We start from the raw sequence: 17,981 nt of genomic DNA, 5'->3' as shown, positions 1-17,981 counted from the left end.
TCTCCCCCCAATCAATCGCTCGTTTACCATCCTGCATTACGGTGAATCCGCCGGGGCAACGTGTCGCCGCGGGGTGTGACGCGTCGGGTGGAGTTGGCGTTGCGTACAGAGTTGTCTCATCGGCGCCTGCGGCGCCGCGCGGTGCTTGTCGCCGCAACGCTTGCGGGTTCCGTGCTTGTCGCGCCCGCTCCTGTCTCGGCCGAAGGGCTGTTCGACTTCTTCTTCGGCGGCGCGCAGAAGCAGCAGTCGCGCCAGGCCCCGCCGCAAGCCAATTTCTTCGCCGACCCGTTCGGCACCAACCAGCAGGAGCGGCCGGCCGCGCCGATTTCGGCGCCGCGCGTCGCCGGCTCCGGCCCGGCGTTCTGCGTGCGCAGCTGCGACGGCAAGTATTTTCCGCTGACCATGCGCGGCAACGCCACGCCGGTGCAGATGTGCCAGGCGTTCTGTCCGGCGAGCCCGACCAAGGTGTTTTACGGCAGCAACATCGACTACGCGGCGTCGAGCACCGGCGAACGCTATTCGGACAGCGAGAACGCCTACGCCTATCGCAAGGCGCTGCGCGCCGACTGCACCTGCAACGGCCGCGATCCGGCGGGCCTCGCGCCGGTCGATCTCGCGCTCGACACCTCGCTGCGCGCCGGTGACGTGATCGCCACCACCGACGGTCTCGTCGCCTATACCGGCATCCGCGTCGGCAACGACCAGGCGTTCGACTTCACGCCGGTCGCCTCCTATCCCGGGCTGACATCGGAGATCCGCGCGCGGCTCGGCGAAATGAAGGTCGCGCCTGTCACCGCGGAAATCGCAGGCGATGCGCCGCTGCCGGAGACGCGCAGCGATGTCGCGCCGGCAAGCCAGTCCGCGGCGGTTCCGAAGGCGTCAGCGCCGAAGCCCGCCAGGCGGGCCGAGGTGAATTGACGGTTTAGACCGTCATTCCGGGGCGCCTCGAAGAGGCGAACCCGGAATCCCGAGATTCCGGGTTCGATGCTGACGCATCGCCCCGGAATGAACAACTACCGCCCGACGATCACGCCGATCACGTTCGGCGCGGCGAGATACTTGTCCTCGATCGCGGCGCGCGCGGCGGCACGGTTCTCCGCATTGAGGATGCCGCGCTTCTCGGCGAGGATCATCCAGCAATAGCCCCACCAGTCCGACAGCATGCCGTGATCGTCGACCAGGTCGTAGCCCTGCTCGGCGGCGAAGATGCGCGCATGCGCCTCGTCCAGCGAATCGAGCCAGGCGTGATCCTCCAGCGAGAACAGCTCGTCGCTGAAATCATCGGTGGTGTAGCCCCAGATCGACATGCAGACCGCGTTGAACTCGCGGTCGAGCTGGTCGTCGTCGATCGGCTGCCGCCGCGACGCCTGATGCAGCCGCGTCAGCGAGCGCGCGAAGTCGGCAATCCGGGTGAGGGCGAACTGATCAAAGGCGATGGTGGACATGTAGTCCTCGCGGAGACTGGGAGGCCATAGATATTGTGTCGGCAGACGCGCCGAATCACAATGATATATCAAAGGCTTGCTAAAGTGTTCTTAATTCGTTCCGGTTGGTTTACGATGTACTCCCAAGGGCTGTCGTCCTGGCGAAAGCCAGGACCCATTACCCCGACAGTTCGTCGTATCGCGAGGTCTCGCCGCATGAGCACGCCGAGCAGCTACTACGTCTACATCCTCGCCAGCCGCCACCACGGAACGATCTACATCGGCGTCACGAACGATATTTGCGCGCGGCTCGACCTGCACCGCTCAGGCCGAGGCTCCAAGTTCGTTCACAAATACAAGGTGTTCCGCCTCGTTCATCTCGAGGAATTCGCGACAGCACAAGAAGCCATCGCGCGGGAAAAACAGCTGAAGTTCTGGAAGCGTGATTGGAAGATCAAGCTGATCGAGACGGACAATCCGGATTGGAACGACCGGTCGGGCCTCATTTGGCAGGCGGGGTAATGGGTCCTGGCTTTCGCCAGGACGACGGTGGGAGTGGCTTCTGCCCCCAAAAGCAATACGGGCCGCTGAGTGATGTCAGCGGCCCGATTAAAAATGGCTTCGGAATAAAATGTGCCCTGCCCCATGCCCGGCAGATCTTTCGTAAAGCAGTTGTTAAGTTCTGGGAATCCGTATCACCACGGTGTTCCCGGCGGGAAAAACCACGGGTGGTGAATGGGCGGCGGGCTTTCGCCGCCGCTTGCCGCCTTTGCAGATGATGCGCTAGTTCGCGGCCGACAGCAGTCTGTCGCCGCAGGCATTGGCGTAGAACTTGCCGCCGCATTGCCGCTTGATGGCGGCACAGCGCGCGGCGGGGCTGGCGTTCTGCGCGACGCTGAAGCTGCAGGTCAGGCCGTCGGCGCTGCGGCCGGTCTTGCCGGCGGCAGCGGCGCTGGTTGCGGTGATGCACACGACGAGCAATGTAGCGGCAGCGATCTCGATCAGCAGTTTCATCACGCATCCTCCGCCAATTTGCCGTAAATCCCGCCTTTCCCGGCGATAATAGCACCGATGATGACGGGGTTCGATGCCCCCAAATCGGCCCGGTCCTTGCATAAAATCACGGCAGCGCGGCGCACGATGGCTTTCGGCGGTTTCGATTGCCATGCAAGGCGCGTATCATTGCGATGGGCGATGGTCCGGGACCGTGGGAACCGGCTTGGGATCATGCCCGAGCAAGCAGATGAGATCATGATGCGTGAGGTGGACGCGCGTCATGCTCCGGAAGTCCGAACGGCAGGGATGGGCGCGTTGCAAGAACAGACAAACTACCCGGCTTTGAACCAGCCGATCGACGAACTGGCACTGAGCGAGATCAAGAGCGCGATCCTCGCCAAGCTGCGGCTCGCGATCGGCAAGGACGCGACGGTTGCGACGCGGCGCGACTGGTACAAGGCGGCCGCGCTGGCGCTGCGTGACCGCATCGTCCACCACTGGCTGACGGCGGAGAAGCAGACCTACGACGCCGGCGCCAAGCGCGTCTATTATCTGTCGCTCGAATTTCTGATCGGCCGCCTGTTCACCGACGCGCTGAACAATATGGGCCTGCTGCCGGTGTTCGAGGCCGCGCTCGGCGATCTCGGCGTCGACCTCTCGGACCTGCGCAAATGCGAGCCGGATGCGGCGCTCGGCAATGGCGGCCTCGGGCGCCTCGCGGCCTGCTTCATGGAGAGCATGGCGACGCTTGCGATCCCCGCCACCGGCTACGGCATCCGCTACGATTTCGGCCTGTTCCGCCAGATCATGAACCAGGGCTGGCAGCAGGAATATCCCGACGAGTGGCTCGCCTTCGGCAACCCCTGGGAATTCCAGCGGCCGGAGGTGGTCTACAACGTCCATTTCGGCGGCCATGTCGAGCATGTCGATGACCGCGGCCGCGACCGCGCCACCTGGCATCCGGCGGAAACCGTCGAGGCGATGGCTTACGACACCCCGATCGTCGGCTGGCGCGGCCAGCACGTCAACGCGCTGCGGCTGTGGTCGGCGCATGCGCCCGACCCGCTCAAGCTCGACGTCTTCAACACCGGCGACTACGTCTCGGCCAGCGCCGAGCAGGCCCGCGCCGAGGCAATCTGCAAATTCCTCTATCCAAACGACGAGAGCGCCGCCGGCCGCGAGCTGCGGCTGCGCCAGGAATATTTCTTCGTCTCGGCCTCGCTGCAGGACCTGGTAAAGCGGCATCTCGCCTCCGACGGCGGCCTGCGCAATCTCGCGCAGAAGGCCGCGGTGCAGCTCAACGACACCCATCCGAGCCTCGCCGTCACCGAGCTGATGCGCATCCTGGTCGACCTGCACAATTTCCGCTGGGACGAGGCCTGGAAGATCACGGTCGCGACGCTGTCCTACACCAACCACACGCTGCTGCCGGAAGCGCTGGAGACCTGGCCGGTCGAACTGTTCGAGCGGCTGCTGCCGCGAAATCTCGAGATCATCTACCGCATCAACGTTGCGCATCTCGCACTCGCCGAGGAGCGCTTCCCCGGCGACATCGAATACCGCGCCTCGGTCTCGCTGATCGACGAGAGGAGTGGCCGCCGCGTGCGGATGGGCCAGCTCGCCTTCGTCGGCTCGCACCGCATCAACGGCGTCTCGGCGATGCATTCCGATCTGATGAAGGAGACCGTGTTCCACGACCTGCATCACCTCTATCCCGGCCGCATCACCAACAAGACCAACGGCATCACCTTCCGCCGCTGGCTGATGCTGGCCAATCCGCGGCTGACCGCGCTGTTGCGCGAGACCTGCGGCGAGGCCGTGCTCGACGATTTCTCGCAGCTCGAGCGGCTCGAGCCGCATTCGAGCGACCTCGAATTCCAGAAGCGGTTCCGCGACGTCAAGCACCACAACAAGCTGGCGCTGGCGCGGCTGATCGGCGAGCGCAACAACATCAAGGTCGATCCGTCGGCGCTGTTCGACGTGCAGATCAAGCGTATCCACGAATACAAGCGGCAGCTGCTCAACATCCTGGAGACGATCGCGCTCTACCACGCGATGAAGGATGAGCCGCAGCGCGACTGGGTGCCGCGGGTAAAGATCTTCTCCGGCAAAGCGGCGGCGAGCTATCGCTATGCGAAACTGATCATCAAGCTGATCAACGACGTCGCCGAGATGGTCAACAATGATGCTTCGCTGAACGGGCGGCTGAAGATCGCCTTCATGGCCGACTACAATGTCAGCCTTGCCGAGGTGATCATCCCGGCCGCCGATCTCTCCGAGCAGATCTCGACCGCCGGCATGGAGGCCTCCGGCACCGGCAACATGAAGCTGGCGCTCAACGGCGCGCTGACCATTGGCACGCTCGACGGCGCCAATATCGAGATCCGCGACGCGGTGGGACCTGAGAACATCGCGATCTTCGGCCTCGAGGCCGGCGACGTCATGGTCCGCCGCAAGCAGGGGCTGGACGCCAGCGACATCATCCGCAGATCGCCGCGGCTGGAGCGCGCGATCCGCGCCATCGAGAGCGGCGAGTTCTCGCCCGGCGATCCCGCCCGCTTCGCCTCGATCGGGCACGCGTTGCGCTATCTCGACCACTACATGGTCTCTGCCGATTTCGATTCCTATTACGACGCCCAGCGCGGCATCGACGCGCGCTGGCAGGTGCCCCCGGCCTGGACCCGCGCGAGCATCCTCAACGTCGCGCGGATGGCCTGGTTCTCCTCCGACCGCACCATCCGCGAATATGCCGAGGACATCTGGCACGTACCGGTGCATCCGAGCGCATCGCCGCAGATCGGCACGCAGCGCGAGGCGAAGGGGTAAATGTCAATGCGATCGGGTTGGGCTCGTGTCGGGGAACGACACGCTTCGACAAAAAGATGAGCCCACCCGAAGCCATTCCGATCATCCTGTTGCCCGGCATGGACGGAACCGGCGAGTTGCTGAAAGATCTCGCAAAGAGACTGGCCGTGCATCGTCCGGTTCAACTCGTCAGCTACCCCCTCGATCGATCGCTAAGCTATGCCGAGCTGGCGGCCTATGTCTTGGAACGCGCCCCCAGCCGACCCTTCGTCGTCCTTGGCGAGTCATTTTCCGGGCCGATTGCGATAGAGATCGCCGCGACGGATCAGCGGGTCGCCGGCATGATCCTGGCGTCGAGCTTCGCGCGGCATCCGCTGCCAAGCCAGCTCGCCGCATTCGTTCGAGCCTTCGACGTCAGATGGCTCCCGAAGCGCCTGATTGCCGCGGCATTGATGGGAGCAACGGCGACACCAGAACTCTCGACCTGCCTTCACCAGGTGCTCGCGACCTTGCCGCGCAACATCCTTCAAGATCGGGCCCGCGAGGTGCTTCGCGTGGACAAGCGCGACCGGCTGCGCGAGATCACGTGCCCAATACTGTGTCTTCACGGGCGTTTCGACCACCTGACAAACGAGCGACAGATAGGCGAGATCGTCGCTGCGCAGCCGCGCTGTCAGGTCCATTGGCTCGAAGCCTCGCACATGCTGCTGGCGACCCATCCCGATGCCGCGGCCAATGCGATAGGCGACTTTTGCGGGCCTTTGGATTGTACGTAACTGCATAATCCCGGCGTACGGAAATCCTTTACGTGTGACGTTATTGAATTCGGGGCGGCGGGCCGCGATATTGCATGTCGAGCGCGCCGTCATTGCGAGCGCAGCGAAGCAATCCATCATTCCACATATGCGGAGCGATGGATTGCTTCGTCGCTTCGCTCCTCGCAATGACGGTGGCGCGAATTTGCATCAAGGATCATTATGCTCACCAAGACCCCGCACCTGTTCGATGAAGCGACCGCAGTCACTGCCGGCGACAGCCGCTGGCAGGGACGGACCAGTCCGGATTACTGGGCATTCGTCGGGCCGTTCGGCGGCTGCACGGCGGCGACGATTTTGCGGGCGCTGATGCAGCATCCGCAGCGCGCCGGCGATCCGCTGGCGCTGACCGTCAATTACTGCGCGCCGGTGGCCGAGGGCTCGTTCGATCTCGATGTCCGGCTGGTGAAGGCCAACCGCTCGAGCCAGCACTGGTCGGTCGAGATGACGCAGGGCCGCGGCGAGGTCGCGACGCTGGCAACGGCGGTGTTCGCCGAGCGCCGGCCGTCATGGTCGCACCAGCCATCCGGCTTCCCCGGCGCCCGGCCGTTCGAGGAGCTGCGGCCGTATCCGAAGCTCGCGATGACCTGGGCCAACCAGTACGACTTCCGCTTCGACGAGGGCAAGCCAGACATCGGCGGCGCCGCGCTGAGCGAACCGGTGAGCCCATATTCGAAGCTCTGGATGGCCGACCGCGTGCCGCGCAAGGTCGACGCGCTGTCGCTGATGTCGATGTCGGATGCATTCTTCGGCCGGATCTTCCACGCGCGCAACGAACTGGTGCCGTTCGGCACGGTGTCGCTGACGACCTATTTCCACGCCGATGCGGCCGACCTCGACGCGGAGGATACTACCCGCGTGCTCGCCGTCGCCGACGCCAAGACGTTCCACAAGAGCTACGGCGACCAGCACGGCGAATTGTGGTCGCCGTCCGGCCGCCTGCTCGCCACCACGACGCAAATCGCGTATTTCAAGGCGTAGGCGCAACCAGCTATCCACAGTGGCCGGGCCGGACCGGATTGCCTATTTCAAGGGTTGAGGGAACATTAGCGCGTCGCTTCTGTTCCAAGCCTTTGGGAGCCGCGCCGCATGTCCGAAGCCGACAACATCAGACCCACGCGCATCGCACTGCTCGGCATTCCCATCGAGATCGGCGCATCGCAGGCCGGCCCGCTGATGGGGCCCGACGCGCTGCGCACCGCGGGCATCGCGCGGCTGCTCGAGCAGCTTGGTTTCGGCGTCGACGATCACGGCAACCTTGCGATCCCCGCCGTCGTGTCCGATGGCGAGGCGCCGGCCAACACGAAGTTCTACGACGAGGTGAAGACCTGGACCCGCGCGATCTCCGAGCGCGCCTACTGGCTGGCGCATTCCGGCGCGATCCCGATCTTCATGGGCGGCGACCATTCGCTGTCGATGGGCTCGATCAACGGCGTCGCGCGCTACTGGCAGGAGAAGGGCCGGCCGCTGTTCGCGCTGTGGGTCGATGCGCATGCCGACTACAACACGCCGGCCACCACCATCACCGGCAACATGCACGGCATGTCGGCGGCGTTCCTGTGTGGCGAAGACGGATTGGACGACCTGCTCGGCGGACTGCCGCGCGCCACCATCCCGCCGAGCCAGCTCGACCTGATCGGCACCCGCTCGGTCGATCCGCTGGAGCGCAAGCTGCTGCGCCAGCGCAACGTCTCAATCGCGGACATGCGCCAGATCGACGAGTTCGGCGTCGCCGTGCTGACCCGCAAGGTCATCGAGCGCGTGCGCGCCAAGAACGGCGTGCTGCACGTCTCGTTCGACGTCGACTTCCTCGATCCGGCGGTGGCGCCCGGTGTCGGCACCACGGTGCCCGGCGGCGCGACCTATCGCGAAGCCCATCTCATCATGGAGCTGCTGCACGATTCCGGGCTGGTGCGCTCGCTCGACATCGTCGAGCTCAACCCTTTCCTCGACGAACGCGGCCGCACCGCCCGCGTCGCGGTGGAATTGATCGGCAGCCTGTTCGGATTGCAGATCACGGATCGGCAGACGCCGACCAATGCGGTGCTGCCCGAGATGGGGGAGTAGCGAGGAGCGTACAATGCCATTCCCGTCATCCTGAGGTGCGAGCCTCTTCGGCGAGCCTCGAAGGATGCACGGCCCGGCCGGAGGCCGATTCATCCTTCGAGGCTCGCTCCGCTCGCACCTCAGGATGACGGGACGAAAGTTGATCTCTCGAACAAAAAAGGGCGGCCACACCGGCCGCCCTTTCAAATCACGCGATCAGTACCCGCAGGCTTACTCCGCCGCCAGCTTCACCTCGGGCGCGGCGGCGCGGACTTCGGCGTCGACTTGGGCTTCGAACTTGGCGAAGTTCTTGGCGAACATGCCGACCAGCGCACGCGCGGTCTTGTCGAACTCGGCCTTGTCGGCCCAGGTCTTGATCGGGTCGAGGATGTGCGGCTCGACGCCCGGCAGCGAGGTCGGCACCGCAAAGCCGAAATACTTGTCAGTGCGGAAATCGGCATTGCGCAGCGAGCCGTTCAGCGCCGCGGTGAGCAGCGCGCGCGTGACCTTGATCGGCATGCGGCGGCCGGTGCCGTACTTGCCGCCGGTCCAGCCGGTGTTGACCAGCCAGCAATCGACATTGTGCTTGGCGATCAATTCGCGCAGCAGGTTGCCGTAGACCGAGGGATCGCGCGGCAGGAACGGCGAGCCGAAGCAGGTCGAGAATTCCGGCTGCGGCTCGTTGCCGAGACCGCGCTCGGTGCCCGCGACCTTCGCGGTGTAGCCGGACAGGAAGTGATACATCGCCTGCGCCGGCGTCAGCTTGGCGATCGGCGGCATCACGCCGAAGGCATCGGCGGCCAGCATCACCACGTTCTTGGGATGCGGCGCGCAGCCGGTGCGCGAGGCGTTGGGGATGAAATCGAGCGGATAGGCCGAGCGGGTGTTCTCGGTCTTCGAGCCGTCGTCGAAATCGGGCACGCGGTCGCGCTCGCCGAGCACGACGTTCTCCAGCACCGCGCCGAAGCGCTTGCTGGCGGCGTAGATCTCCGGCTCGGCCTCGGCCGAGAGCTTGATGCACTTGGCGTAGCAGCCGCCTTCGAAATTGAAGATGCCGTCCTCGCTCCAGCCATGCTCGTCGTCACCGATCAGCGTGCGCTTGGGATCGGCCGAGAGCGTGGTCTTGCCGGTGCCGGACAGGCCGAAGAAGATCGCGCTGTCGCCGTCGGGGCCGACATTGGCCGAGCAATGCATCGGCATCACGCCCTTCTCGGGCAGATAGAAGTTCAGCGTCGTGAACACGCTCTTTTTCATCTCGCCGGCATAATAAGAACCACCGATCAGGACGATCTTGCGGGCGAAATCGATCGCGACGACGTTCTCCGACTTGCAGCCATGGCGTTTCGGATCGGCGCGGAAGCTCGGCAGGTCGATGATGGTGAGTTCCGGCACGAAGCTCGCGAGCTCCGACACGTCGGGGCGGATCAACAGCGTGCGGATGAACAGCGAGTGCCAGGCCAGCTCGGTGAAGACGCGCGTCTTGATGCGATGCTTCGCATCTGCGCCGCCGTAGAGGTCCTGCGCGAACAGCGTCATGCCTTCGGCGTGCTTGAGGAAGTCGGCATAGAGCGTCGCAAACTGCTCTGAGGTGATCGACTGGTTGCCGGCCCACCACATGCTCTTGTCGGTCAGGCCGTCGCGGACCGTGAACTTGTCCTTCGGGCTGCGGCCGGTGAACTCACCGGTATCCGCGCAAAGCGCGCCATCGGCCGAGAGCACCGCTTCGCCTGATCGCAGCGAGTGCTCGTAGAGCTGAGGTGCACCATAGTTCCAATGCACGCCCTTGAGATTTTTTAAGCCGAATTTGTCGGCGCCGAAGGCACCGTTATGCACGCCCGTCTCTTGCACGAAGAACCTCCTCGAACCCGCGTATCCTTGATCGCGCGAATGTTGCCAATCGCGCCCCGCCGCGGTGACCGCCTGTTGAATATAGCCTTCCGGCCCCGGTCCGGCGACCTAATAGTAGGGAACGCCGGGCTTGCCAAGCTAGTCGACTGGCTTTTGGTTTATTCCAAGGCAGGCACATCATCATCCGACGCAAATGCCGCAGCGCGGGAGCGTTTCGTTTTGCTTTCGCTTTGTTTTCAAAGGAGTGCGGCGGCGTTTCGCGGCTGTTCTCCCAGGTAGCAAGCCGCTGCGATGCACAAAAGGTGCCACTCAGCGCGCGGCGCCCTCGCCGATCAGGGCAAATGGCGCCCAGAATGCCGGGTATGCATTTCGCGGTGATGATGCGTCGTTGAGATAGGCCAGCATGGCCTGGCGCAGCGCCTCGGCGCGGCCGAGCTTCGGATCGGCCTTCAGGCGATCGAATGTCGACGTGGCGATGCGCGTCGCGGCCTCGGAATCCACCGACCAGTGCGACACCAGCAGCGCCCGTGCGCCCGCGTAGAAGAACGAGCGCGCCAGCCCCGACAGGGCTTCGGCGCCGGGCTTGTCGCCGGCTATCGTGTTGCATGCAGATAGCACCACCCAATCGGCGTTGAGCTTGAGCTGCGCGACCTCGCTCGAGGTGAGCAGCCCGTCGTCAAAATCCGACGGCTGGGTTGGAATGCTCAAGACCAGAGAAGGTTCCGCAAGTCCCTTCACATCGCCCGCAACGAGGCCGTGCGTGGCGAAATAGACAATGCCGTAATCGGCCAAATGCGCGCGTTTGACCGTGGATTCGCTGGCATCGGCACCAAGATGGATATCGGACGGCGTGGCGCCGAGATCCTTTGCCACCGCGTTCAACTCGTCGGCCGTATCGGGCAGTTGCGGCAGCGCTGCCGCAAGCCGCGCACGGTCGACGCCGGCGCCCTGCCAGAAGTCGGTATAGGCCGACGTCACGAGCGCGCGCGAGGCCTGCTTGACCGCGGTGCGCTTGTCGCCGGCGCCTTCGGAGGACGGATTGAACAGCGGATCGCCAAAGCCGGTCATCGGCTTTGTGCTGTCCTCCTTGCGCGCAAACACACGCGATGCCTTCAGGCTGGATGCGGCCGGCAGGATCGACACCGCCTGCCGCTTCACCAGCCACGCGGCGTCGCGATAGCCGGCAAATGTCTCGGGAATCGCAGCCGCGGGCGGCTCGGTCACCAGCAAATGAAATGGTAGCGCTGTCAACGATCCTGCCGGCGCAACCAGCAGGCTGCGCTTGTCCTTGATCAGTGATTCGACCGGGCCGAGCAGCGTTGCATAGAGCTCATTGGCCAATGCGAGGTCGAACAGTCCGGTCTTGCCGGTGGCATCGCTCGCCTTGCCGATGTCGAGGCCGCGGCGAAACGCGGCAACCTTCGCCGACAATGCGTCGGCGCCGAGCGAAACCGCCTTCCAGTCGACGGCATCGCGCGTCAGCGCGAACACGAAGCTCTGCTGCTCGGCGACCGCGAACAACACCATCGCTTCGTCCGCCGAGAGTAGCGACTGGATATCGCGCGCCGTCATCGGCAGCGGGTTCGACAGCGCGGCGTAGTCCGGAAACTCGCTCGCAAAGGTCTTTTGCAGGCCGGCGCGCTCGGCGGCGATCGCGGCGAGCCGCGCGCGGCTACGCTGTTCGGCCGCGGCGTCGCGCTTGGCGCGATCCTTCGAGACCGCCGACAGCAGCGACTTGTCCAGCGCCTCGGCCTCGGTTGCGAGGTCCTGGTCGCGGCGCACCAGCTGCGCGAGCCGATCGGTGCCCGCGGCAAGCCGGACCGCGAGCTTGTTCACCGCGGATGCCGCCGACGATTGCGTGGCGCGCTGGACCACGATCAGCGCATCGTCGAGCGCCTTGCCGTCGGCCAGCAATTGCTGGCGCTGCGCGGCCAGCAGCACCGGCAGTGCCACGCGGGGTTGCGCGCGGCCGCTTGCGATCGTGGTCTCGACGATCGGCAGTGCGTCGGCGCTGCGGCCTTCGAGCTGGTAGAGGTAAGCGAGGTTGTTGAACGATATCGCAAGATCGGGATGATCAGGCCCGAGCGCGCTCTGCCGGATCGCCGCCGCACGCCGATACAGCGGCTCGGCGTCGGCGTAACGACCCTGCCGCTCATGGAGATCGGCGAGATTGTTGAGCGAGCGCGCGACGTCGGGATGCTCGCGCCCGAGCACCTTCTCGCGGATCGCGAGCGAGCGCCGGATCTTCGGTTCGGCCTCCGCATAGCGGCCCTGCACCTTCTCGACCTGGCCGAGATTGTTGAGCAGCGTGGCGACGGCCGGATGCTCGGACCCGGCGGCCTTCTCGTAGATCGCAAGCGCACGCTTGAACAGCGGCTCGGAATCCGCGTGGCGGCCGAGCTTCTCGTAGAGCGTGGCGAGATTGTTGAGCGATTGCCCGAGATCGGGATGGCTGCGCCCGAGCGCCCGCTCGCGGATCTCGAGCGCGCGCTTGAACAGCGGCTCAGCGTCCGCATAGCGCTGCTGCCGCTGGTAGAGCGCGGCGAGATTGTTCAGTTCCGGCGCGGCATCCGCGGAATTGAGGCCCGACACCTTGTCGAGGATCGCAATGGCGCGCTTGAACAACGGTTCGGCTTCGGCATCGCGGCCCTGCTCGCCATAGAGCTGGGCGAGATTGTTGAGCGCTGCCGCGACATCGCGATTGTTCGGTCCGTACTTCTTCTCGAGGCTGTCGAGCTGCCCCTGTGCGAGCGGGACGGCTTCGGCGTATTTGCCGGCGCGGCTCAGCGCGTTGATCTTCGCGCTGAGTGCCGCGACGCTGCCTTGCTGCGCGGATGACGGCGCGGCGAGACAGGCGCTCGCGGCCAGCGCAAGCCACGCCGTAACGACCAGTTGACTGGCTGCCTTCATGAGAGCCTCGCGCCGCCGCCGCCACGATCGCGCAAGGAGAACAGCTGTGCGGCATCATGCCTCGCTGCGCTGCAATTGGGTCGCGGCAGCGTCGGCGCGCGTTCAAGGCCCGACCACGCGTCGGGACGTCGCCGCTATCCGTTTTGGCTACCCCTTGTCTGGCTACCCCTTGGCGCGGGCTTCGCCGGCGAGGCGGACCAGCATCTTGCGCAGCCCGGTGCCATCGGTGACCCGCTCCGGGAAATCGAGCCGCAGCGCGTTGCGGCCGGCCTGCATGTCCATGCCGTCGGGGTCGCAGCCGGTGCAGATCCAATCGGCGCCGTCGGCCCCGAGCAGGCGCGTGGCGTAGAGGTTCATGGCCTCGCGGTGGTCCTCATTCATGTGCGCCACCGCGCCCGCCTCGGCCTCCAGCAGCGGCGTGGCGCCGCCGAGATCGGTCAGGAATTGGCCGGGCTTGAGGTCGACGATACGGCCGAAGCCGGCGACCAGGTGGGCGCCGCTCGGCCGGATCACAAAAAACGAGAAATCCTTAAAGTCCACAAAGACTTCTGCGGAAGGCTGGGCGCCAAGATAGCGCCGGCGAACGAGCTCCCGCTCGGCCTCCGTGACCTCCTCGGCGCGGCCGGCCAGCATGACCCGCGCCCCCTCCAGGGGATCGCCTTCGGCACGCTCATCCAGCATCAACGACACCCTGCCGTCGGCCAAAATGTTCTTCGTATGCAGCGCCAGGCGGGAGATCAGCAGGATCGGGGAGCCGTCCGGGTGGCTGGCGAGGTTGACCAGCGAGCAATAGGGGTCGCCGGTCCCTGGCATCAGGGTTGCCAGCGCGCCCTGGCGGCTGCGGCGCAGCAGCGAGCGGGCGAGGCGGGCGGGGTCGAAATCGGAGGTCGGTTCCATGGCTCTATCGGGTCATTTTGTTACGGAACAGGCCCGCTTTCTCGGCGAAAAAAGGGCCTTTCCTCATGATCTCAGGGTGCTATATGGGGTCTAACGCACGGGCCGCAGAACCTTATTTTGCGGAACTCGGTCACACTTCAGCCCAGCTTGCATTGCTCGTTGACCGCGTTCGAAGCCCATTTACACGGCGCGATGCTGGAATGCCCGCCGTCAAGCCACTCTCAATTGTGAAAGCAGCACATGCCCACAATCGCCTTGGTCGATGACGACCGCAACATTCTCACCTCCGTCTCGATCGCGCTCGAAGCCGAGGGCTATCGGATCATGACGTATACGGACGGTGCGTCGGCGCTGGATGGTTTTCGCACCTCGCCGCCCGATCTTGCGATCCTCGACATCAAGATGCCGCGCATGGACGGCATGGAGACGCTGCGCCGGCTGCGCCAGAAGTCCGACCTGCCGGTGATCTTCCTGACCTCCAAGGACGAAGAAATCGACGAATTGTTCGGCCTGAAAATGGGCGCCGACGATTTCATCCGCAAGCCGTTCTCGCAGCGCCTCTTGGTCGAACGCGTCAAGGCCGTGCTCCGCCGCGGCCAGCCCAAGGATCCGACCGCCCCGCCGAAGGAGCCCGATGCCCGTGCACTGGACCGCGGCCTGCTGCGGATGGACCCGGAGCGCCACACCTGCACCTGGAAGAACGAGCCGGTGACGCTGACCGTCACCGAATTTCTGATCCTGCAAGCCCTCGCCACCCGCCCCGGCGTCGTGAAGAGCCGCAACGCGCTGATGGATGCGGCCTATGACGACCAGGTCTATGTCGATGACCGCACCATCGACAGCCACATCAAGCGGCTGCGCAAGAAGTTCAAGATGGTCGACTACGAGTTCGAGATGATCGAGACGCTGTACGGCGTCGGCTATCGCTTCAAGGAAGCCTGATCTGCGCTTTGCGGAGGGTTTGTTAACTGACAGGGCACTTGCGGCTGGGGTAAGCTTGCGCAGGCGCCTGCTTCGCGGGACGACATCCAATCCAACCCGGCAGTTTTACCAGTGCTTGATCGAACGCAGCTCGAGCAGGGACTGACCACCGAGGACGCGCCATCGCTCCTCGACCATGACGCCGTGGCTGACGACCGGGCGAAAGACAAGGGCTGGCGCCGCCCGCTCGGCTGGCTGCGCCGTGCCGGCCAGTTCTTCTTCGCGCTGTCGTTCTCGAGCCTGACGCGCCGCATCGTCTCGCTCAACCTTGCCGGCCTCGTCGCGCTGGTCGCGAGCATCCTCTATCTGTCGCAGTTCCGGCAGGGCCTGATCGAGGCCCGCACGCAGAGCCTTTTGGTCTATGCCGAGATCATCTCGGAGGCGATCGCGGCATCGGCGACCGTCGAAGGCAACACCACGACTTTCGATCCCGACCGCTTCCTCGACCTCAAGCCCGGCGAAAGCATCGGCACTCCGGACGAGTCCGCCGATTTCCCGATCAATCCCGAGCGCGTCGCGCCGATCCTGCGGCGCCTGATCGCGCCGACCAAGACCCGGGCGCGGATATTCGACCGCGACGGCGGACTGATCCTCGACAGCCGCAATCTGTTCGCGCGCGGCGACGTGCTGCGTTTCGAGCTGCCGCCGCCGTCGGACGTGCCGTCGCTGTACGAGAAGAGCAAGATCGCGATCAAGACCTGGCTCAACCGCGGCGATCTGCCGATCTATCGCGAGCTCGGCCCCGAAGGCGGCAGAGGCTATTCCGAAGTCGCCCAATCACTCGAGGGCATGAAGAGCAGCATGGTGCGCGTCACCGAACGCGGCGCGGTCGTGGTCTCGGTCGCGGTTCCCGTGCAGCACTTCCGTGCCGTGCGCGGCGCACTGATGCTGACGACCCAGGGCGACGACATCGACCAGTTGGTGATGGCCGAGCGCCTCGCCATCCTGAAGGTCGGCGGCGTCGCCTCCGCCGTGATGATCATGCTGTCGCTGCTGCTCGCGAGCACGATCGCAGGTCCGGTGCGGCGGCTCGCCGACGGCGCCGAGCGCGTCCGCCACCGCATCCAGACCCGGGTCGAGATCCCCGACTTCACCGGCCGCCGCGACGAGATCGGCCATCTCTCCGGCGCACTGCGCGACATGACCAACGCGCTCTACAGCCGCATCGAGGCGATCGAGATGTTCGCCGCCGACGTCGCCCATGAATTGAAGAATCCGCTGACCTCGCTGCGATCGGCGGTCGAGACCCTGCCGCTGGCGCGCAACGAGAACAGTCGCGCGCGGCTGCTCGCGGTGATCGAGCACGACGTCAAGCGGCTCGACCGCCTGATCTCCGACATCTCGGATGCGAGCCGCCTCGATGCCGAGTTGCAGCGCCAGGACATGGCGCCGGTCGATCTGCGCCGGCTGCTGACGACGCTGACCGGCGTCGCCAACGAGACCCGGCTCGGCCACGACGTCGCGGTCGAAGCCCGCTTCGAGGGCCGCAGCCCGACCGACACGCTGTCGGTGCCCGGCCATGATTCACGGCTCGGCCAGGTGATCTCGAACCTGCTATCCAACGCGCAATCGTTTTCCAAGCCCGGCGACAAGGTACGCATCGTCTGCCGCCGCGTCCGCAACGAGGTCGAGATCGTCGTCGACGATGACGGACCGGGCATCGGCGAGGACGCGCTGGAGCGGATCTTCGAGCGCTTCTACACCGACCGGCCGCATCAGGGCTTCGGCCAGAATTCGGGCCTCGGGCTTTCGATCTCCAAGCAGATCATCGAAGCGCATGGCGGACGCATTTGGGCCGAGAACCGTCTCGGCGCCGCGGACGAGGACGGCAAGCCCACGGTCGCCGGCGCGCGCTTCGTGGTCAGGCTGCCGACACTATGAGCAACAATTCAAGCGTGCATGCCTCGGCCGTTTTGATCGGCGAGCGTGCGGTGCTGATCCGCGGCCCGTCGGGGGCCGGCAAGTCCCGCCTGGCCTTCGAGCTGATTCTCGCCGGGCGCACCGGACAGGTTCCGCCGGCCATTTTGGTGGGCGATGACCGTGTCCATCTCGACACAGCCGGCCAACAATTGTGGGTACGCCCGGCGCGGCAATTGGCGGGCTTGATCGAGATCCGCGGCCTCGGAATCCGCCGCGTCCCGTTCGCAACCGAGGCGGTGGTGGGGCTGGTCGTCGACCTCGCCGCCGACGACGCGGAGCGGCTGCCGCCTTCGGAGGCGCTCACGACCCGCCTTAATGGTGTTTTGATACCGAGAATTCCCGTTGCAGTTGGTTTCCAACCCCTGCTGCTAGTTGTCGCAGCGCTGACGACAACCGAAAGTTCATGTTCCCGTAATCTTCCGGGCAATTGTGAGAAGGGAATTGGTAACCATATCACATCCACTATCGCGCCGGATTTAGTCGGCGCAGCCTCCCCTCTCTACCGCCAGGATCAGGGAGACTAGCCAAGATGCCCTCTTGCGCAGGGCCTCTGGATGGTCAAAGTGGCGCGTTCGTGCGGTGCACCAAAGAGCGCCCGCGAGGAGTTTCCGATGATTGGTCTAGTGCTGGTGACCCATGGGCGCCTTGCCGACGAGTTCAGAGCGGCGCTCGAACACGTGATGGGTCCGCAGAAACAAATTGAAGCAATTACGATCGGGGCCGAGGACGACTCCGATCTCTGTCGAAGCGACATCATCGAAGCGGTGAATCGCGTCGACAGTGGCGACGGCGTTGCGATCCTCACCGACATGTTCGGCGGCACGCCGTCCAACCTCGCGATCTCCTGCATGAGCCGTCCCAAGGTGGAAGTGCTCGCAGGGATCAATCTTCCCATGCTGGTCAAGCTCGCCAAGGTCCGCGAGGAGCGCTCGCTGCCCGACGCGATCGCGATGGCCCAGGAAGCCGGCCGCAAATACGTCACCATCGCCAGCCGCGTTCTCGCAGGCAAATGAGCGGCGAGGCCCCGGGCACCAATGACGTCGGCCCGGGCGTGCCACCGGGCGCGATCTCCCGTGAGCTCTTGATCGTCAACAAGCGCGGCCTGCATGCGCGGGCATCGGCAAAATTCGTCCAGATGGTCGAGCGCTTCAACGCCGAGGTCTGGGTCACCCGCGGCGGCGAGACCGTCGGCGGCACCTCGATCATGGGCTTGATGATGCTCGCCGCGGGCCCCGGCACCACCGTGGTGGTCTCCGCCAAGGGCGAGGAAGCGCAGCAGGCGCTCGATGCCATCGCCGAGCTCGTCGCCAGCAAGTTCAACGAAGAAGGCACGTAGGGC

At 65.1% G+C, this 17,981-nt stretch carries 16 protein-coding genes; 11 read left to right on the top strand and 5 right to left on the bottom strand.

Annotation, left to right across the window (positions count from 1 at the left end; all coding sequences use genetic code 11):
- Positions 1 to 141: 141 nt before the first annotated feature.
- On the top strand, positions 142 to 918 hold the full coding sequence (locus JQ633_RS05950; RefSeq protein WP_211983417.1) for a DUF2865 domain-containing protein: 777 nt from the start codon (positions 142 to 144) through the stop codon (positions 916 to 918).
- A gap of 95 nt (positions 919 to 1,013) precedes the next feature.
- On the opposite strand, the gene JQ633_RS05945 is transcribed toward JQ633_RS05950, so the two are convergent.
- Complete coding sequence (locus JQ633_RS05945) at positions 1,014 to 1,445, bottom strand: hypothetical protein (protein ID WP_211983415.1); 432 nt, start codon at positions 1,443 to 1,445, stop codon at positions 1,014 to 1,016.
- Between the two features lie 195 nt (positions 1,446 to 1,640).
- Here JQ633_RS05945 and JQ633_RS05940 point away from each other — a divergent pair, with 195 nt between their 5' ends.
- The gene (locus tag JQ633_RS05940) at positions 1,641 to 1,946 is read left to right on the top strand and encodes a GIY-YIG nuclease family protein (protein WP_211983413.1); all 306 of its coding nucleotides are present in this window, start codon (positions 1,641 to 1,643) and stop codon (positions 1,944 to 1,946) included.
- A gap of 261 nt (positions 1,947 to 2,207) precedes the next feature.
- Here the strand turns inward: JQ633_RS05940 and JQ633_RS05935 are convergent, their stop codons facing one another.
- Complete coding sequence (locus JQ633_RS05935) at positions 2,208 to 2,438, bottom strand: hypothetical protein (RefSeq protein ID WP_211983404.1); 231 nt, start codon at positions 2,436 to 2,438, stop codon at positions 2,208 to 2,210.
- Between the two features lie 288 nt (positions 2,439 to 2,726).
- Between JQ633_RS05935 and JQ633_RS05930 the strand changes: the two genes are divergently transcribed.
- The 4 genes from JQ633_RS05930 (at position 2,727) to rocF (ending at position 8,107) form a co-directional block, all read left to right on the top strand.
- On the top strand, positions 2,727 to 5,246 hold the full coding sequence (locus tag JQ633_RS05930; RefSeq protein ID WP_211983401.1) for a glycogen/starch/alpha-glucan phosphorylase: 2,520 nt from the start codon (positions 2,727 to 2,729) through the stop codon (positions 5,244 to 5,246).
- A 56-nt stretch (positions 5,247 to 5,302) separates the two neighbouring features.
- Complete coding sequence (locus JQ633_RS05925; protein ID WP_211983399.1) at positions 5,303 to 6,001, top strand: alpha/beta fold hydrolase; 699 nt, start codon at positions 5,303 to 5,305, stop codon at positions 5,999 to 6,001.
- A 201-nt stretch (positions 6,002 to 6,202) separates the two neighbouring features.
- On the top strand, positions 6,203 to 7,021 hold the full coding sequence (locus tag JQ633_RS05920; RefSeq protein WP_211983397.1) for an acyl-CoA thioesterase: 819 nt from the start codon (positions 6,203 to 6,205) through the stop codon (positions 7,019 to 7,021).
- Between the two features lie 108 nt (positions 7,022 to 7,129).
- Positions 7,130 to 8,107, top strand: coding sequence for an arginase (gene rocF, locus JQ633_RS05915; RefSeq protein WP_211983395.1), 978 nt, complete (start codon positions 7,130 to 7,132; stop codon positions 8,105 to 8,107).
- 210 nt (positions 8,108 to 8,317) lie between these two features.
- Here the strand turns inward: rocF and JQ633_RS05910 are convergent, their stop codons facing one another.
- From JQ633_RS05910 to JQ633_RS05900, 3 genes are all read right to left on the bottom strand, one after another.
- Positions 8,318 to 9,934: a phosphoenolpyruvate carboxykinase gene (locus JQ633_RS05910; RefSeq protein WP_211983394.1), complete on the bottom strand. Its 1,617-nt coding sequence runs from the start codon at positions 9,932 to 9,934 to the stop codon at positions 8,318 to 8,320.
- 309 nt (positions 9,935 to 10,243) lie between these two features.
- Positions 10,244 to 12,844, bottom strand: coding sequence for a CHAT domain-containing tetratricopeptide repeat protein (locus JQ633_RS05905; RefSeq protein ID WP_211983392.1), 2,601 nt, complete (start codon positions 12,842 to 12,844; stop codon positions 10,244 to 10,246).
- A gap of 162 nt (positions 12,845 to 13,006) precedes the next feature.
- Complete coding sequence (locus tag JQ633_RS05900; protein WP_211983390.1) at positions 13,007 to 13,741, bottom strand: HugZ family protein; 735 nt, start codon at positions 13,739 to 13,741, stop codon at positions 13,007 to 13,009.
- A 240-nt stretch (positions 13,742 to 13,981) separates the two neighbouring features.
- Here JQ633_RS05900 and JQ633_RS05895 point away from each other — a divergent pair, with 240 nt between their 5' ends.
- From JQ633_RS05895 to JQ633_RS05875, 5 genes are all read left to right on the top strand, one after another.
- Positions 13,982 to 14,683, top strand: coding sequence for a response regulator transcription factor (locus JQ633_RS05895; protein WP_211983388.1), 702 nt, complete (start codon positions 13,982 to 13,984; stop codon positions 14,681 to 14,683).
- A 111-nt stretch (positions 14,684 to 14,794) separates the two neighbouring features.
- Positions 14,795 to 16,603 (top strand): sensor histidine kinase, encoded by a 1,809-nt coding sequence (locus JQ633_RS05890; protein WP_349631525.1) that lies wholly within the window; start codon positions 14,795 to 14,797, stop codon positions 16,601 to 16,603.
- Entirely contained in the window at positions 16,600 to 17,166 is a 567-nt protein-coding gene (locus JQ633_RS05885) for an HPr kinase/phosphorylase (protein WP_211983386.1), read from the top strand. The genes JQ633_RS05890 and JQ633_RS05885 overlap by 4 nt, the downstream gene beginning before the upstream one ends.
- A gap of 87 nt (positions 17,167 to 17,253) precedes the next feature.
- Complete coding sequence (locus tag JQ633_RS05880) at positions 17,254 to 17,655, top strand: PTS sugar transporter subunit IIA (protein ID WP_021076632.1); 402 nt, start codon at positions 17,254 to 17,256, stop codon at positions 17,653 to 17,655.
- The gene (locus JQ633_RS05875; RefSeq protein WP_211983384.1) at positions 17,652 to 17,978 is read left to right on the top strand and encodes an HPr family phosphocarrier protein; all 327 of its coding nucleotides are present in this window, start codon (positions 17,652 to 17,654) and stop codon (positions 17,976 to 17,978) included. Before JQ633_RS05880 ends, JQ633_RS05875 begins: the two co-directional genes overlap by 4 nt.
- The last annotated feature ends 3 nt before the right edge of the window (positions 17,979 to 17,981 follow it).

The sequence above is a fragment of the Bradyrhizobium tropiciagri genome, from assembly GCF_018130505.1.
In the GTDB taxonomy this organism is placed as follows: Bacteria; Pseudomonadota; Alphaproteobacteria; order Rhizobiales; family Xanthobacteraceae; genus Bradyrhizobium; species Bradyrhizobium tropiciagri_B.
The sequence above is the reverse complement of the archived record's forward strand: the minus strand, read 5'-3'. Positions and strand labels throughout refer to the sequence as shown.

Bases quoted from the DNA above. Each gene is read 5' to 3' on its own strand.
- JQ633_RS05945 (WP_211983415.1), bottom strand. From the start codon at position 1,445: ATGTCCACCATCGCCTTTGATCAGTTCGCCCTCACCCGGATTGCCGAC.
- JQ633_RS05940 (WP_211983413.1), top strand. From the start codon at position 1,641: ATGAGCACGCCGAGCAGCTACTACGTCTACATCCTCGCCAGCCGCCAC.
- JQ633_RS05935 (WP_211983404.1), bottom strand. From the start codon at position 2,438: ATGAAACTGCTGATCGAGATCGCTGCCGCTACATTGCTCGTCGTGTGC.
- JQ633_RS05930 (WP_211983401.1), top strand. From the start codon at position 2,727: ATGGGCGCGTTGCAAGAACAGACAAACTACCCGGCTTTGAACCAGCCG.
- JQ633_RS05925 (WP_211983399.1), top strand. From the start codon at position 5,303: ATGAGCCCACCCGAAGCCATTCCGATCATCCTGTTGCCCGGCATGGAC.
- JQ633_RS05920 (WP_211983397.1), top strand. From the start codon at position 6,203: ATGCTCACCAAGACCCCGCACCTGTTCGATGAAGCGACCGCAGTCACT.
- rocF (WP_211983395.1), top strand. From the start codon at position 7,130: ATGTCCGAAGCCGACAACATCAGACCCACGCGCATCGCACTGCTCGGC.
- JQ633_RS05905 (WP_211983392.1), bottom strand. From the start codon at position 12,844: ATGAAGGCAGCCAGTCAACTGGTCGTTACGGCGTGGCTTGCGCTGGCC.
- JQ633_RS05900 (WP_211983390.1), bottom strand. From the start codon at position 13,741: ATGGAACCGACCTCCGATTTCGACCCCGCCCGCCTCGCCCGCTCGCTG.
- JQ633_RS05895 (WP_211983388.1), top strand. From the start codon at position 13,982: ATGCCCACAATCGCCTTGGTCGATGACGACCGCAACATTCTCACCTCC.
- JQ633_RS05885 (WP_211983386.1), top strand. From the start codon at position 16,600: ATGAGCAACAATTCAAGCGTGCATGCCTCGGCCGTTTTGATCGGCGAG.
- JQ633_RS05880 (WP_021076632.1), top strand. From the start codon at position 17,254: ATGATTGGTCTAGTGCTGGTGACCCATGGGCGCCTTGCCGACGAGTTC.
- JQ633_RS05875 (WP_211983384.1), top strand. From the start codon at position 17,652: ATGAGCGGCGAGGCCCCGGGCACCAATGACGTCGGCCCGGGCGTGCCA.